Source organism: Actinokineospora spheciospongiae, from assembly GCF_003182415.1.
Classification (GTDB): Bacteria; Actinomycetota; Actinomycetes; order Mycobacteriales; family Pseudonocardiaceae; genus Actinokineospora; species Actinokineospora spheciospongiae.
On record NZ_QHCP01000017.1, the window covers coordinates 80834 to 96373 of the forward strand.

Consider the following 15540-nt stretch of genomic DNA (forward strand, 5'->3'; position numbering starts at 1 on the left):
CGTCAGGCCCGGCGGCGACCGCACGGATCTGCTGCACGCTCCTCCCGGCGTGCCCGCCAGCGGGGTGGGCACCGGTTCGGAGAGGGGTGCGGCGTGGCTGACCTGGCCTACGCGGTGCTCATCGTCGTTGTCTTCGTCGGGCTGGCTCTGGCCGTTCGCGGGCTGGAGCGGTTGTGAGCGGCTTGGTCGGCAACGTGGTCGGGGGGATCGTCGCGGCGGGGTTGCTCGGGTACCTCTTCGCCGCCCTCATCCGGCCGGAGAAGTTCTGATGTGGGCCGGGGTGGCGCAGGCCGCCTTGCTGGTCGTGGCCCTGGCGGTCGTGTACCGGCCGTTCGGTGACCACATGGCCCGGGTCTACCAGCGCACCGAGCACTCCGCCGTGGAGCGGGCGATCTACCGGGTGGTGCGCGTGGACCCGGGCACCGAGCAGAAGTGGTCGACCTACGCGCTCGGGGTCGTCGGGTTCTCGGCGGTGGGGGTCGGGTTCCTGTACCTGCTCCAGCGGGTGCAGTCGTGGCTGCCGTTCGACTTCGGGCGCGGGAACGTCGAGCCCGGGACGGCGTTCAACACCGCGATCAGCTTCGTGACCAACACGAACTGGCAGTCCTACGTGCCGGAGAACACGATGGGGCACAGCGTGCAGCTCGTCGGGCTCACCGTGCAGAACTTCGTCTCCGCCGCCGTGGGCCTGGCGGTGGCAATGGCCCTGGTGCGCGGGTTCGTGCGGGTCAAGACCGACCGGCTGGGCAACTTCTGGGTCGACCTGACCAGGGGGACGCTGCGCATCCTGCTGCCGGTGGCGTTCGCGTTCGCGCTCGTGCTGGTCGTGACCGGCGTGACCATGAGCTTCAAGTCCGGGGTCGCCGTCGACGGGCAGACCGTCGCCCAGGCGCCGACCGCGAGCCAGGAGGCGATCAAGGAACTCGGGACCAACGGCGGCGGCGTCTTCAACGCCAACTCCGCGCACCCCTTCGAGAACCCCAACGCCTGGTCGAACCTCGTCGAGCTGTTCCTCATCCTCGTCATCCCCGTCTCCCTCACCCGGACCTTCGGCACGATGGTGGGTGAGCGCAGGCAGGGGTACGTGCTGCTCGGTGTCATGGGCACGCTCTGGACCGCCGTGCTGGCCCTGATCTGGGCGGCAGAAGCGAGCGGCGTGCGCCCGCTGGAGGGCAAGGAGCTGCGGTTCGGCGTGGCCGGGTCCGCGCTGTTCGCCAACACGACCACGGCCACCTCCACCGGTGCGGTGAACTCCGCGCACGACAGCTTCTCCGGCCTCGGCGGCGGTGGGGCGCTGCTCAACATGCTCTTCGGGGAGATGACGCCGGGCGGGGTCGGGACCGGCCTCTACAGCATCCTGGTCATGGCGGTCATCGCCATGTTCCTCGCCGGGCTGATGGTCGGCCGCACCCCGGAGTACCTGGGCAAGAAGCTCGGCCGCCGCGAGGTGACCGCCGCCGCCCTGTCCATCCTGGCCATGCCGACCGTGCTGCTGGTCGGCGCCGGGATCGCCGCCGTGCTGCCGTCGACGCCCGGTGCGCTCGGCAACGACGGGGCGCACGGGCTCTCGGAGATCCTCTACGCCTACGCGTCCGCCTCGAACAACAACGGCAGCGCGTTCGCGGGCCTCACCGCCACCGGCGACTGGTTCCAGGCATCCCTCGGGGTGTGCATGGCGCTCGGGCGGTTCGTGCCGATCATCGCCGTGCTGGCGCTGGCCGGTTCGCTGGCCGCGCAGCGCAGGGCCCCGGTCACCGCCGGGACGCTGCCCACCACCGGGCCGCTGTTCGCCGGGCTGCTCGGCGGGGCCGTCGTGCTCGTCGCCGCGCTGACCTTCGTCCCCGCCCTCGCCCTCGGACCCATCGCGGAGGCGATGCTGTGAACACCACCGCGAGTACAACCGTAGAAACCCCGCCTGCCGCCGCCGATGCCCCGGCGCGGCAGGTGTCGGCCGGGGTGTTCAGCCCCGGGCAGCTACTGGAGTCCTTCCCGGACGCCCTGCGCAAGTTCCACCCGCGCCACCAGGTGCGCAACCCGGTCATGTTCGTGGTCTGGGTCGGGTCGCTGCTGGTGACCGCGTTCGCGGTCGGCGACCCGAACACCTTCACCGTCACCGTCGCGGTGTGGCTGTGGTTCACGGTGCTCTTCGCCAACCTGGCCGAGGCCGTCGCCGAGGGGCGCGGCAAGGCGCAGGCCGACTCGCTGCGGCGCACCAAGCAGGACGCCGTCGCGCGGCGGCTGCGCGCGGACGGGGCCGAGGAGCGGGTGCCCGGCACCGAACTGCGGGTCGGTGACCGGGTGGTCGTCGAGGCCGGGGAGGTGGTCCCCGGCGACGGCGACGTGGTCGAGGGCATCGCCTCGGTCGACGAGTCCGCGATCACCGGGGAGTCCGCGCCGGTCGTGCGCGAGGCCGGTGGGGACCGCTGCGCGGTCACCGGGGGCACCACCGTGCTCTCGGACCGGGTGGTCGTGCGGATCTCCACCAAGCCGGGAGAGTCCTTCGTGGACCGGATGATCGCGCTGGTGGAGGGCGCCCAGCGGCAGAAGACGCCGAACGAGATCGCGTTGACGATCCTGCTCTCCACGCTGACGATCATCTTTCTGCTGGCCGTGGTGGCGCTGCAACCGTTCGCGATCTTCTCCGGCGGCGAGCAGTCGGTGCTCGTGCTGACCGCGCTGCTGGTCTGCCTGATCCCGACCACGATCGGGGCGCTGCTCTCGGCGATCGGCATCGCGGGCATGGACCGGCTGGTGCAGCGCAACGTGCTGGCCACCTCCGGCAAGGCCGTCGAGGCCGCCGGGGACATCGACACCCTGCTGCTGGACAAGACCGGCACCATCACCTTCGGCAACCGGCGCGCGACGGACCTGCACCCGGTGGACGGCGCGGACCTGGCCGAGCTGGCCGCCGCCGCCCGGCTGTCCAGCCTGGCCGACGGCACCCCGGAGGGGCGCAGCGTCATCGACCTGTGCGCCGAGCGCCACGGGTTGCCCGCCGAGGCCTCCGAGCACGAGAAGACCGGCGAGTTCGTGCCGTTCACCGCGCAGACCCGGATGAGCGGCATCGACCTCGACGGCCGCGCGGTGCGCAAGGGCGCGGCGAGCGGGTTCGCGCTCAGCGCCGAGGCGTCCGCGATCGTCGACGACATCGGCAACCGGGGCGGAACCCCGCTCGTGGTGGCCGACGGCGACCGGGTGCTGGGTGTGATCCGGATGTCCGACGTGGTCAAGCCCGGCATGGCCGCCCGGTTCGCCGAGTTGCGCGCCATGGGCATCCGCACGGTCATGGTCACCGGCGACAACCCGCTGACCGCCCGCGCCATCGCCGCCGAGGCCGGGGTGGACGACTTCCTCGCCGAGGCCAAGCCCGAGGACAAGCTGGCGCTCATCCGCGCCGAGCAGGAGGGCGGGCGGCTGGTCGCCATGACCGGCGACGGCACCAACGACGCCCCGGCGCTGGCCAGGGCGGACGTCGGCGTGGCGATGAACACCGGCACCTCCGCGGCCAAGGAGGCCGGGAACATGGTGGACCTGGACTCCGACCCCACCAAGCTGATCGAGGTCGTGGAGATCGGCAAGCAACTGCTGATCACCCGGGGCGCGCTGACCACGTTCAGCGTGGCCAACGACCTGGCCAAGTACTTCGCGATCCTGCCCGCGATGTTCGCCGCGATCCACCCGCAACTCGGCGGCCTCAACGTGATGCGGCTGGCCACCCCGGAGTCGGCGATCCTGTCGGCGGTGGTGTTCAACGCGCTGATCATCGTGGTGCTCATCCCGCTGGCGCTGCGCGGTGTCCGCTACCGGCCCTCCGGGGCGAGCGCGCTGCTGCGGCGCAACCTGCTGGTCTACGGGGTCGGCGGCATCGCCACGCCGTTCCTCGGGATCTGGCTGGTCGACCTCCTCGTCCGACTCATCCCCGGAATCGGGTGACCCGCGTGTCCACTCTCGTCAAGCAGGCCCTGGCCGGGCTGCGCCTCCTGCTCGTGCTGACCGTGATCACCGGCGTCCTCTACCCGGCGGGCGTGTGGGCGGTCAGCAGGCTCCCCGGCCTGCACGACAACGCCGAAGCCGTCAACACCACACTGGTGGGTGTCGCCCGGGAAGGCGACGGCTGGTTCCACTTGCGACCGTCCGCCGCGACGTTGCCCGCATCGGGTGGTTCCAACAAGTCCCAGGTGAACCCCGACTACGACAGTGTGGTGGCCGACCGCCGCACCGAGGTGGCCCGACGCGAGGGCGTGGCCGAGGACCGGGTGCCCCAGGACGCGGTGACCGCGTCGGCCTCCGGGCTCGACCCGCACATCAGCCCCGCCTACGCCGACCTGCAGGTTCCCCGGGTGGCGCGGGAACGCGGCCTGTCCGAGCGGTGGGTGCGCAAGCTGGTCGCCGAGCACACCTCCCGGCGCGGTCTCGGCTTCGTCGGCGAGGTGACGGTGAACGTCACCGCCCTGAACCGGGCCCTGACCGATGGTGGCTGAGCAGGGCGCGCAGACTCGGGGCGTGGAGCGAGTCAAGCGCGGTGAGCTGCGCATCTACCTCGGGGCCGCGCCCGGTGTCGGCAAGACGTTCGCCGCGCTGGGCGAGGCGCGCCGCCGCCGCGAGCGCGGCACCGACGTCGTGGTCGGGCTGGTCGAGGCGCACGGCCGGGAGAAGACCGCCGAGCTGGTCGCGGGCCTGGAGGTGCTGCCCCGGCGCCCGGGCGGCCCCGGCGCCGGGGAACTGGACCTCGACGCCCTGCTGGCCAGGGCACCGGAGGTGGCCGTGGTCGACGAGCTGGCGCACACCAACGCCCCCGGTTCGCGCAACGCCAAACGCTGGCAGGACGTCGAGGAACTGCTCGACGCGGGGATCGACATCCTGTCCGCGGTCAACGTGCAGCACCTGGAATCCCTCAACGACGTCGTCACCCGGATCACCGGGGTGCCGCAGCGCGAGACGGTGCCCGACGAGGTGGTGCGCCGCGCCGAGCAGATCGAGCTGGTGGACCTCACCCCGCAGGCGCTGCGGCGCAGGCTCGCCCACGGCAACGTCTACGCCGCGGACAGGGTCGACGCCGCGCTGGGCAACTACTTCCGGGTCGGCAACCTCACCGCGCTGCGCGAACTGGCGCTGCTGTGGGTCGCCGACCAGGTCGACGTGGCGTTGCAGCGCTACCGGGCCGAGCAGGACATCACCGACACCTGGGAGGCCCGCGAGCGGGTCGTGGTGGCGGTCACCGGCGGCCCGGAGAGCGAGACGCTGATCCGCCGCGCCCGCCGGATCGCGCTGCGCGCGGGCGCGGACCTGCTGGTGGTGCACGTGCTGCGCGGCGACGGCCTGGCCGGGGCGGCACCGGACGCGCTCGCCGGGTGCCGCCGCACCGCCCTGGACCTGTCGGCCACGTTCCACTCCGTGGTCGGCGACGACGTGCCGACGGCGCTGCTGGACTTCGCCCGCGGCGTCAACGCCACCCAACTCGTGCTGGGAACCTCGCGCCGCCCACGGCTGGCCAGGGTGTTCGACGAGGGGATCGGCGCGGCCGTCATCGCCGCCTCCGGCTCGATCGACGTGCACATGGTCACCCACCCGCGGGCCCGGCGGACCCGGGCGCGGCCCGCGCGCCGAGGCAGGCCGCTGGGGTGGGTCGCCACGATCGCCCTGCCGGGGCTGGTGACCCTGCTGGGGCTGCTGTGGCAGGAGTCGGTGGGGTACTCGACGGACCTGGCGGCGTTCATCCTGGCGACCTGCGCGGTGGCGGTGCTCGGCGGCGTGTGGCCCGCGCTGCTCTCGGCGTTCCTGGCGGCGGGTCTGCTCAACTACTTCTTCACCCCGCCCTACCGCAGCCTGCTGGTGGCGAGCCCGGAGAACGTGGTCGCGCTGATCGCGCTGGTGGTCGTGGCCGGGTTGGTGGCGGTCGTGGTGGACCGGGCGAGCAGGCTGGCCACCCAGGCGGCCAGGGCGCGCACCGAGGCGGCGCTGCTGGCCTCCTACGCCAGGACCGTGCTCGCAGGCCCCGACCCGGTGAACCGGCTGCTGGAGAAGGTGCGGGAGAACTTCGCCCTGGAGGCGGTCGCGTTGCAGGAGTGGCGCGAAACCGGGTGGGTGCGGATCGCGGGCGACGCGTGCGAGGGCGACCCGGACGCGGACGTGCCGGTGCGCGAGGACGTGCGGCTGGTGCTGCGCGGACGCGCCCTGCCCGCGCACGACCAGCGGGTGCTCGCCGCGGCGGCGGGTCAGGCGTTCCTGGCGCTGCGGCAGCAGCAGCTCACCGAGGAGAAGTCGCAGGCCCAGCGCAAGGCCGCGGACACCGAACTGCGGACGGCACTGCTCTCGGCGGTCGGCCACGACCTGCGCACCCCGCTCACCTCCATCAAGGCCGCCATCGGCAGCCTGCGCGACCGGTCGCTGACCCTGTCCGAAGAGGACACCGGAGAACTCATGGCCACGGTGGAGGAATCGGCCGACCGGCTGACCGCTCTGGTCGACAACCTCCTCGACTCCACCCGCCTCGCCACCGGCACGGTCCGGCCGACCCTGCGCCCGGTCGGGTACTACGAGGTCGTCGCCCGGGCACTGGCGGGCATCGACGAACGCGCGGCGGTCACCGTCGACGTCGACGAGGGACTGCCGCTGGTGCTCGCCGACCTGGGGCTGCTGGAGCGGGTGGTGGCCAACCTGGTCGACAACGCCCTGCGCCACGGCCGCACCGGGGTCGCGGTGCGGGCCAGCGCCCACGGGTCGCGGGTCGAGCTGCGGGTCACCGACTCCGGCCCCGGCCTGCCGAAGAAGACGGGAGACGTGGTGTTCGCACCGTTCCGGCGATTGGGGGACCGGGTGAGCGGCACCGGCCTCGGCCTCAGCGTCGCCAAGGGCTTCGTCGAGGCCATGGCGGGCGACATCGCCCTGGAGGACACCCCCGGCGGCGGCCTGACCGTCGTGGTGTCCCTGCCGGTGGTGACGTCGTGACCCGCGTCCTCGTCGTCGACGACGAACCGCAGATCGCCCGCGCCCTCCGGATCAACCTGGCCGCCCGGGGCTACGACGTGCTGGTGGCCCACACCGGCCGCAGCGCCCTCGACCTCGCCGCCGACAACCGCCCCGACCTGGTCCTGCTCGACCTCGGCCTCCCCGACCTCGACGGCGTCGACGTCATCACGGGCCTGCGCGGCTGGAACCCGGTCCCCATCATCGTCCTCTCGGCGGGCACCGACTCCACCCGCAAGGTCGCCGCCCTCGACGCTGGCGCGGACGACTACGTGACCAAACCCTTCGGCATGGACGAACTCCTCGCCCGCCTCCGCGCCGCCCTCCGCCGCTCCACCCACCTCCCCGGCGGCGAACCCGTGGTCGAGGCAGAAGCCTTCACGGTGGACCTGACCGCCAAACGGGTCCACCGCGACGGCGCGGAGGTCCACCTCACCCCGACCGAGTGGGGCATCCTGGAGATCCTGGTCCGCAACCCGGGCCACCTCATCGCCCAGCGCAGGCTGCTGACGGAGGTCTGGGGCCCGACCTACACGGCCGAGACGCACTACCTGCGGGTGTACCTGGCCCAGTTGCGCCGCAAGCTCGAACGCGACCCGGCCCACCCCCGCCACCTGATCACCGAACCCGGCATGGGCTACCGCTTCCAACCCTGACCCCACCCACCCACCCGACACGGCGGGCGGGCACCCCGCGAACGCCTGCCCGGCTGCGCAGACGGGGTGTGCTCGGGTGGCGATCACGTGCGAGGCTGTTCGGGCCGTGGGGCGTGTGTCCGACCCCACCGGCAGAACCCGACCGACAGCGCAGCAGGAGGAATGCCGATGCGGGACGGCGAGGTCATCACCGTGGTGCGGCGCAAGCTCGAACACCGCTTCGCCATCGCCTGCGTGATCGGCACAGCCGCGGGAACCCTGTGGCTCGCGGTCAACCCGCCGGAGGGCGTCGGCTTCTCCTACATGGCCCAGGCGACGCTCGTCCTGTCGCTGGCCTGCTGGGGCATGTGGCTCGCCGCGGGCCAGTCCCGGGTGGTCGTGCGCAGCACCGGCCTGGAGGTCGTCAACATGGCCCTCCGCCACCGCATCCCCTGGGCGGCGGTGATCGCCGTCGTCGCCAAGGAAGACGTGCTGATCCACGTGCGCGGCTCGGCGAACGTGCGCCCCGCCGCCGCCGGGTGGTCGATCGCGGGGAACCTCCGGGGCAACCCGCAGCAGCGCTTGCTGGCGAGGGAGATCGAGGCGGCGCAGCGGGCGGGCGACCCGACCGACCTCGCGGTCACGAGGTCGGTCGAGTTGACGCCGCTGCCGTTCCTGGCGCTCTACGCCGCCGCCCTTCTCGTGTGCTGGTTCTCCACCTGATCAGCCCAGGTCGCGGCGCAGCAGGTCGCTGACCGTCTCCCGGCGGACCCGCAGGTCCGTGTGCCCGTCGCGCACCGACACGACCGCCGCGCGAGGCGTCATGTTGTAGTTGCTGGCCATCGCGTAGTGGTAGGCGCCGGTGGCGGGGACGGCGAGGACGTCGCCGGGGTGCACGTCCTGCGGCAGGGCGACGTCCTCGGCGATGAGGTCCCCGGCCTCGCAGTGGCGGCCCACGACCGCGGTCGGGACGCGGCGGGCGCCGCTGGCGCGGCCGATGAGCCGGGGCGCGTAGCGGGCGCCGTACAGGGAGGGCCGGGGGTTGTCGCTCATGCCGCCGTCGACCGCGACGAACCCGGGTTTGACCGCCACGACCCGGTACAGGGTGAGGCCCGCGTTGGCGACGACCGCGCGACCCGGTTCGATCAGCAGGTTCGGCACGGGCAGGCGCCGGGCGGCGCACTCCTGGCGCAGGGCGATGCGCACCCGGTTGGCCAGGCCGGTGATGTCGAAGGTGGATTCACCCGGCCGGTACGGTGCCGCGAAGCCGCCGCCCAGGTCCAGGGTGGTGAGCGGGCCGGGGAACAGCGACACCATCCGGCGCACCGCCTCCTCGTACGCCGCGACCCTGCCCACCTGGGAACCGATGTGGCAGTGCAGGCCGACCAGGCGCAGGTTCGGGTGCGCGGCGATCCGGTCGACCACCGCGGGCAGCGCTTCCGGGGCCACGCCGAACTTCTGGCCGCTGACCCCCGTGGTGATCGCGCGGTGCGTCCGTGCGTCCACGCCGGGGATGACCCGGATGAGGACTTCCTGCCCGGCCGGGCACAGCGCCCCGAGCGCGTCGACCTCGGCGGGGGAGTCCACCACGATCCGGCGGACGCCGTGCGCCAGGGCGGCCTTGAGGTCGTCGTCGGTCTTGGCGTTGCCGTGCAGCAGCACCCGCGCGCCGGGCACCCCCGCCGCCCTGGCCACCTCGACCTCCCCGGCCGAGCACACGTCCAGCGACAGGCCCTCCTCCGCCATCCACCGGTAGACCGCGCGGACCGGGGACGACTTGCCCGCGAACAGCACTTCCGCCTCGGGCAGCGCGGCCCGGAACTCCCGGGCGCGGGCCCGGGCGTGCGGCTCGTCCAGGACGTGGCAGGGGGTGCCGAACCGGGCCGCCACCCCGCTCATCGACACCCCGCCGACCAGCAGGTCCCCGTCGGGGCCGACCCGGGTGCCCTCGGGCCACAACCCGCCGCGCGGCAGCGGGTCCAGCGCGCCCAGGCTGGGCAGTATTTCCGCCAGTGTCACCGTGTTCCCTCCTCCGTGTGCCTGCCGACAGCACACGCCCGCGACCCGTCCCCCGGCGACTGTCGCAATGCGACCTTGACGCCGGGGCGGCTCATCTTGTCGCGTTCCTGACGGTGGGGTGACCCGGACGACACGAGGGTGAAACCCCAGGCGGGAAATCATGGGTTGCACGCGTGTGACACATCACACCGACACTGCACCCTTCCCGTCCGTGGCCGTCTTTCTCCATGTCAGCACTTCCGGGCAAGAAATCACCACACGGAGAGGAAGGCAGAGTTCATGGACCGCACCGGACTCATCCGCACCGCCACCATCACCGGCTTCGCCGCCGCACTGGGCCTGGCCACCGTCGTCCCGGCCGGGGCCGCCCCGCTCGCGGACCCGGTCACCACGGTCGCCGACCTGGACGGCGACGGGGAGATCGAAAGCGTCAACGCCCAGTTGACCGGCGATCACGAGCAGGTCATCTGGGCGACGGTGGACGGGGTCCGCGCCTCGATCACCCTCCCCGCCGACAGCACGGCCCCCTTCGAGGCCCCGCGCGTGGCCGACCTCAACGGCGACGGCCGGGCCGAACTGGTCGTCACCCGGTCCGTCGGCGCCAACACCACCCACTTCACCGCCGTGCACTTCGACGGCCACGCCCTGAGCCAGGTCGTCGGCGACGACAACCAGCCCTTCTCCTTCGCCGAGGGCGGCGGCGTCGCCACCCACCTGGGCTACCGCTGCACCGCCGACGACGAGGCCCGCACCTTCGACACCGTCGCCGCCGAGGCCGACGACCTCGGCGCCCCGGCCGACCAGCTCACCTACTCCGGCACCCGCACCGCCCACACCCTCCGCGACGGCGCGCTGACCACGCGGGACACGGTCGAGTTCACCGGTCGTCCCCGGACGGACCCGGTGCTCGCCGTCGACCCCGCGACCTGCGCCTGACCCGGTTGACCGGTTGTGCGACCGGGTCCCCGGACCCGGTCGCACGCGGTCGTGCCCGACCCGCCCACCTCGGCGTTCCCCTCCTCAGAGGTCGAGGTCGAACAACGAGGCCGCGTTGCGCGTCGTGAACAGCGCGCGCTCGTCGTCGGGGAAGAGGTCGAGGAACGCCGAGATCTCCGTGCGGGTCGGCTGCTGGAACGGGTAGTCGGTGGAGAAGATCAACCGGTCCGGCGTCGTCACGGTCTGGACGTGGTGCAGCAGGGCGGGGTTGAGCATGCCCGACGCGGTCAGGTGCACGTTCGTGCGCACGCAGTCCGACACCGTCCGGTCCAGGCCCGCGACGCGCGACAGGCTGTCGGCGCGGTCGAGCCAGAACGGCAGCAGTTCGCCCCAGTGGCCCAGCACGATCCGCAGGTCGGGGTGCCGGTCGAACGTGCCGCGCAGGATCAGCCGCAGGGCGGCGAGCCCGGCGTCGACGTGCCAGCCCCAGCCGAAGGTGGCGAGGGCGAGGTCGGTGGTGGCGTCGAACCCCCGGTAGGCCGCGTCGCGCTGTGCCGGTGAGGGGAGTTGGGGGTGGATGAACACCGGTTGCCGCAGGCGTTCGGCGGTGGCGAGGAACGGTTCGTAGACCGGGTCGTCGAGCAGCAGGTCACCGGAGCGGCCGTAGACCATCGTGCCGACGTGCCCGAGGTCGGCGGCGCGTTCGAGTTCGGCCGCCACGGCCTCCGGTGCCGACATCGGCAGTGTGGACAGTGCGCGCAGCCGGGTCGGGTTGCGCCGCACGGCTTCGGCGGCGGCGTCGTTGGCGGCCCGGCTCAGCCGCACGGCGTCGTGGGCGGGCAGCGCCTGGGTGCCGGGTGGTGTCAGCGCGATGATCGAGACGTCGATGCCCTGGGCGTCCATGGTGGCGATGCGCCCGGCGTCGAGGTCGGCGAGGCGCTGGGCGGTGTCGCCGCGCTCGTTGAAGGCCAGGCTGTCGTCGCGCCCGGCCAGCGCCGCCGCCAGCTCCGGTGACATCCAGTGCTCCTCGATCGCGATCAGCGGGTTCACCACGCCACCACCTCACCGCGGTAGTCGAGGAACCGCAGCCCCCCGCGCCCGCGCTGGGAGTCCACAACGGACACCAGCCGCGGGATGCTCTCCCGCACGGTGAGGGTGGCGTCGGGCCCGCCGAGTTCGGTCCGCACCCAGCCGGGCGCCAGGAGCAGCAGGGTGCGCGGGTCGTCGCGGTGGCGTGCCGCGTAGCTGCGCATCAACTGGTTGAGCGCCGACTTGCTGGCCCGGTAGATCTCGAAATCGCCGCGCTCGTTGTTGGCGACGCTGCCCTGCTTGGAGGACATGACGGCAATGGTCCCGTCGGCGGGAACGAGCTCGCCCAGTGCCTCGACCACGCGCAACGGGCTCAGCGCGTTGGTGAGCATCAGCCGGGTGAACACCTCGGTGCTCACGTCGGCGCTGGTCTCCTCGCGCGCGTTCGTCACGCCCGCGTTGACGAACAGCAGGTCGAAGGACCGCTCCGCCAGGCGCTCGCGCAGTGCTCCCACCTGCCCCTCGTCGGTGATGTCCACGTGCTCGATCTCCAGCCGCCCGTCCGCGCCGTCGCGCAGGTCGTGCAGCGCGGTGCGCCCGTCGCCCCGGACGGTGGCGACGACCCGCGACCCGCGCTCGAGGTATTCGGCGGCGATCGCCAGGCCCAGACCGCGCGAGGCGCCGATCAGCAGGACCTCGGTGTGCTTGTCAGCCATGAAGAGCCCCTTTCGCTCATGCTCTGTTGAGCGAAACTACCAGACTCGCTCAACGGTTGTAGAGTGAGCGCTGTGAACGAACCCACGACCCGCGCGGCCAAGCGGGCCGCCACCGCCGAACGCATCCGCAAAGCCGCCCAGGCCGAGTTCGGCGAGCGCGGCCTGGAGGCGACGACGGTGCGCGCCATCGCGCAGCGCGCCGGGGTCGACCCGTCGCTGGTCATCCAGCACTACGGGTCCAAGGCCGCCCTGTTCGCGGTGGCGATCGAACTCGACGACGGGGCGGTCGACGACATCGAGCAGCACCTGTTCGACGTGCTCGACGTCCGCCTCGACGAGCCGCCCCCCGAGACCCGCGCCCTGGTGCGGTCCATGCTCACCGCACCGGAGGCCACGGCGGCGATGAAGGCGTTCCTGGACGAGCGGACCCGCAACCTCGCGCGCGCCAGTGACGCCCCCGACGCCGAGTTGCGCGCCGGTCTCGCCGTCGCGGGCATCCTCGGCCTGACGGTCGCGCGGCACTTCCTCAAGCTGGACGCGTTGACCCGCATCTCCGCGGAGGACATCCGGGCGGTCGTGCGCCCCTGGCTGGTGGAGACCTTGAAGGTCGACGGGGACGGGCCCACCGCGCCCTGAGGGCGTCGGCCCACCGTTGCCACCTCCGCGGATCGACTCCGAGAGCGTCGCGTCAGTCCAGCGGGTGTCGATCGACGGCGGTTCGAAGGACTCCCTTCAGGCCCTCTCGGACCATGCCTGGAAAGACCCCGGGCTCTCGGGGAACCTCACCTGCCGCCTCGCCCGATCGCGGACGCGAAGCCGTGCTCGATGAGGTCGAAGGATTCCTCGACCGCGGCAGTCGGGTCCTGGGCGTCCCTGGCCAGGGAGTGGACGTCCAGGGCGAAGCGGGCGAGTGCCCGGCAGGCGATGGCGGACGCGGGCGCCTGGGGGTCCGCGGCGATGGCGGCGACGAGGGCTTGCTCGTGCCGCGCCCGCATGTGGGCGGCGTAGCCGCGCAGCGCGGCCGAACTCTCGACGAGGGCCCAGAACGTGGTGGACTTCGGTGTCCGGAACCACTGGGCCGAGTGCAGGGCTTGGGCGCGCAGCGCGTCGAGCAGCGACTGGTCGGCGCTCCGGTTCACCACGGCGCCGACCAGTTGTTCTTCGTGGGTCTCATCCTCGTCGAAGACCAACGCCTCCTTCGACGAGAAGTGCGCGAACACGGTGGTCACGGCGACGTCCGCCTCCCGGGCCACGTCGCGCAGGCCCACCTCGTCGTACCCGTGTTCCGCGAACAGGCGCAGCGCGACCTCCGCGATGTGGCTCCGCGTCGCCGCCTTCTTGCGCTCACGGCGCCCCACCTGCGAGTCCATCGAACCAGGGTAACAAGACTAACGTGTTATGAAAAACTAACGTGTTAGTGTTACGTTGGGGGCATGACCGCCACTGTCGAAGTTCTCGTCGTGGGAGCAGGCCCGACCGGCCTGATCGCCGCGGCCACCCTGGCTCGCCGAGGTGTGCGGGTGCGCCTGGTCGAAGCCCGATCCCGACCGCAGGTCGGGAGCCGCGGCAAGGGCGTGCAGCCGCGCACGCTCGAACTCCTGGACGGCTTCGGGGTGGCAGGGCGCTTGCTCGCCGCGGGCCGGTCGCGCCTGGTGATCCGCCGCGTGGACCCCGACGGCACCGTGCACGAGCACGACATGGGCAAGGGGGCCGACCAGGCGCCGACCACACCGTTCACCCGCTCGATGGTCCTGCCGCAGTGGCGGCTGGAGGAAACCCTGCGCGCCCTGCTCGCGGGATACGGCGTCGGCGTCGAGTTCGGCACACGCCTGACCGGGATGCGGCCCGGCGAGGACGGCGTCACCGTCGAACTCTCCTCCGGCGAGCACCTGCGCGCCGATTGGCTCATCGGCGCGGATGGCGGGTCCAGCACCGTCCGCAAGCTCGCGGGGGTGTCGTTCCTCGGCGTGACCCGCGAAGAACAGCAGATGCTGCTCGGAGACTTCCGCCTCGACGGCGTCGACCGCGACTGGTGGCACGCCCGGCGCCGCTCCGGCGGTCAACGCCTGTCGCTGGTGCCGCTGCCCGAGACCGACTCGTTCGTGCTCCAAGCCGAGATCAACGAGAGCGACGGCGACGTCGAGCCGACCCTCGCCACCTTCCAGGCGCTCGTCGACGACGCGTGCGGCCCGGGAGTCGTGACCCTCCGCGAAGCTCTCTGGACGTCGCGGTGGCGCTACAACGAGCGGATGGTGGACCGCTTCCGCGTCGGGCGCGTCCTGCTCGCCGGAGACGCGGCCCACGTCCACGCGCCTGCCGGGGCGCAGGGCATGAACACCGGCGTCCACGACGGGATCAACCTCGGCTGGAAGCTGGCCTCGGTCCTGCGGGGCGCACCCGAACTCCTGCTGGACACCTACGAACAAGAGCGGCTGCCGGTGGCGGCGGCGGTTCTGGGCCTGTCCAGGGAACTGTTGACGCGCTTCGCGCAGTTCGAGGTGTCCGACTTCGACGCGATGTCCGGCCTGGGGATCACCTACCGCGGCGGCCCGCTCAGCCCCGCCTGGAACGGTGCGGGTCCGCACCCGGGTGACCGCAGCCCCGACGCCACCTGCGCCCGGCCCGACGGACGCCCGGTGCGGTTGTTCGAGTTGCAGCGCGGCGGCGACTGGACGCTCTACCGGTTCGGCGGCGGCCCACTGCCCGAGATCGCCGGGGTCAACGCCCACTCGATCGGCACCGACCTGCTCGACCCGCACGCGGCGGCACGCTCGGCGTACCAGGCGCGCGACGGTGAGTTCGTCCTGGTCCGCCCGGACGGCCACATCGGACACCGCACGGAGGACGCAGCCACTGTCACCGCGTACCTGGCCGCCTTCTGCGGAAAAGCCGACCCCATCCGCACTGTCGCGTAGGACGGTTGGCGCCTTCTGCGACTGCGGCTTGTTCCGGCCCCGTACGGGGTGCGTGGCCAGGTCGGCCAGGTCGGTGATCTCGCCGGGCTTCAGCGCGGTTGCCCGGTGATCAGGAACGACACGGCGGCATCCCGGGTGGTCGGGTCGTTGAAGAAGGCGGTGTGGCCGTCCCCGTCTACGCGGCGTTGTCCGCATCGGTGGGGAAGGCGGAGAGGTCACCGGTGAAGGACGCCCGCCGTGCGGGGGCTAGCGGGTGAGCAGGTCGGTGGTCACGGCGCGCAGGAGGGCGCGGGTGTCGATGCCGTGGAGTTGGTTGTGGTTCTT

14 protein-coding genes are annotated in these 15540 nt (G+C 72.5%); 10 read left to right on the plus strand and 4 right to left on the minus strand.

The window, feature by feature from the left end:
* The first annotated feature begins 173 nt into the window (after positions 1-173).
* The 7 genes from kdpF to DFQ13_RS30895 all read left to right on the plus strand — a co-directional run bounded on the left by kdpF (position 174) and on the right by DFQ13_RS30895 (position 8324).
* Complete coding sequence (kdpF, locus tag DFQ13_RS30865; protein WP_063935990.1) at positions 174-269, plus strand: K(+)-transporting ATPase subunit F; 96 nt, start codon at positions 174-176, stop codon at positions 267-269.
* Positions 269-1882: a potassium-transporting ATPase subunit KdpA gene (gene kdpA / locus DFQ13_RS30870; protein WP_110082353.1), complete on the plus strand. Its 1614-nt coding sequence runs from the start codon at positions 269-271 to the stop codon at positions 1880-1882. Before kdpF ends, kdpA begins: the two co-directional genes overlap by 1 nt.
* Before the next feature lie 74 nt (positions 1883-1956).
* Positions 1957-3933, plus strand: a complete 1977-nt coding sequence (gene kdpB, locus DFQ13_RS30875; RefSeq protein WP_233438663.1) for a potassium-transporting ATPase subunit KdpB — start codon at positions 1957-1959, stop codon at positions 3931-3933.
* A 5-nt stretch (positions 3934-3938) separates the two neighbouring features.
* Positions 3939-4481 (plus strand): potassium-transporting ATPase subunit C, encoded by a 543-nt coding sequence (locus DFQ13_RS30880; protein ID WP_110082372.1) that lies wholly within the window; start codon positions 3939-3941, stop codon positions 4479-4481.
* Complete coding sequence (locus tag DFQ13_RS30885) at positions 4471-6948, plus strand: sensor histidine kinase (protein WP_110082355.1); 2478 nt, start codon at positions 4471-4473, stop codon at positions 6946-6948. The genes DFQ13_RS30880 and DFQ13_RS30885 overlap by 11 nt, the downstream gene beginning before the upstream one ends.
* Positions 6945-7622: a response regulator gene (locus DFQ13_RS30890; protein WP_035285531.1), complete on the plus strand. Its 678-nt coding sequence runs from the start codon at positions 6945-6947 to the stop codon at positions 7620-7622. Before DFQ13_RS30885 ends, DFQ13_RS30890 begins: the two co-directional genes overlap by 4 nt.
* 168 nt (positions 7623-7790) lie before the next feature.
* Positions 7791-8324, plus strand: coding sequence for a PH domain-containing protein (locus DFQ13_RS30895; RefSeq protein WP_161784492.1), 534 nt, complete (start codon positions 7791-7793; stop codon positions 8322-8324).
* Here the strand turns inward: DFQ13_RS30895 and lysA are convergent, their stop codons facing one another.
* Positions 8325-9620 (minus strand): diaminopimelate decarboxylase, encoded by a 1296-nt coding sequence (gene lysA / locus DFQ13_RS30900; protein ID WP_110082356.1) that lies wholly within the window; start codon positions 9618-9620, stop codon positions 8325-8327. It abuts the gene before it with no gap.
* 279 nt (positions 9621-9899) lie between these two features.
* Between lysA and DFQ13_RS30905 the strand changes: the two genes are divergently transcribed.
* On the plus strand, positions 9900-10556 hold the full coding sequence (locus DFQ13_RS30905) for a hypothetical protein (protein ID WP_110082357.1): 657 nt from the start codon (positions 9900-9902) through the stop codon (positions 10554-10556).
* Positions 10557-10640: 84 nt separating this feature from the next.
* Here the strand turns inward: DFQ13_RS30905 and DFQ13_RS30910 are convergent, their stop codons facing one another.
* Both DFQ13_RS30910 and DFQ13_RS30915 read right to left on the minus strand, forming a co-directional pair.
* Positions 10641-11606, minus strand: a complete 966-nt coding sequence (locus DFQ13_RS30910) for an amidohydrolase family protein (RefSeq protein WP_233438665.1) — start codon at positions 11604-11606, stop codon at positions 10641-10643.
* Positions 11603-12301 carry an SDR family oxidoreductase gene (locus tag DFQ13_RS30915; RefSeq protein ID WP_110082358.1) on the minus strand — a complete coding sequence of 233 codons (699 nt, stop codon included), beginning with the start codon at positions 12299-12301 and terminating at the stop codon, positions 11603-11605. The genes DFQ13_RS30910 and DFQ13_RS30915 overlap by 4 nt, the downstream gene beginning before the upstream one ends.
* 72 nt (positions 12302-12373) lie before the next feature.
* Here DFQ13_RS30915 and DFQ13_RS30920 point away from each other — a divergent pair, with 72 nt between their 5' ends.
* Positions 12374-12937: a TetR/AcrR family transcriptional regulator gene (locus DFQ13_RS30920; protein ID WP_035285519.1), complete on the plus strand. Its 564-nt coding sequence runs from the start codon at positions 12374-12376 to the stop codon at positions 12935-12937.
* Positions 12938-13083: 146 nt separating this feature from the next.
* Here the strand turns inward: DFQ13_RS30920 and DFQ13_RS30925 are convergent, their stop codons facing one another.
* On the minus strand, positions 13084-13671 hold the full coding sequence (locus DFQ13_RS30925; RefSeq protein WP_035285517.1) for a TetR/AcrR family transcriptional regulator: 588 nt from the start codon (positions 13669-13671) through the stop codon (positions 13084-13086).
* 63 nt (positions 13672-13734) lie between these two features.
* Between DFQ13_RS30925 and DFQ13_RS30930 the strand changes: the two genes are divergently transcribed.
* The gene (locus tag DFQ13_RS30930; protein ID WP_110082359.1) at positions 13735-15216 is read left to right on the plus strand and encodes an FAD-dependent monooxygenase; all 1482 of its coding nucleotides are present in this window, start codon (positions 13735-13737) and stop codon (positions 15214-15216) included.
* The last annotated feature ends 324 nt before the right edge of the window (positions 15217-15540 follow it).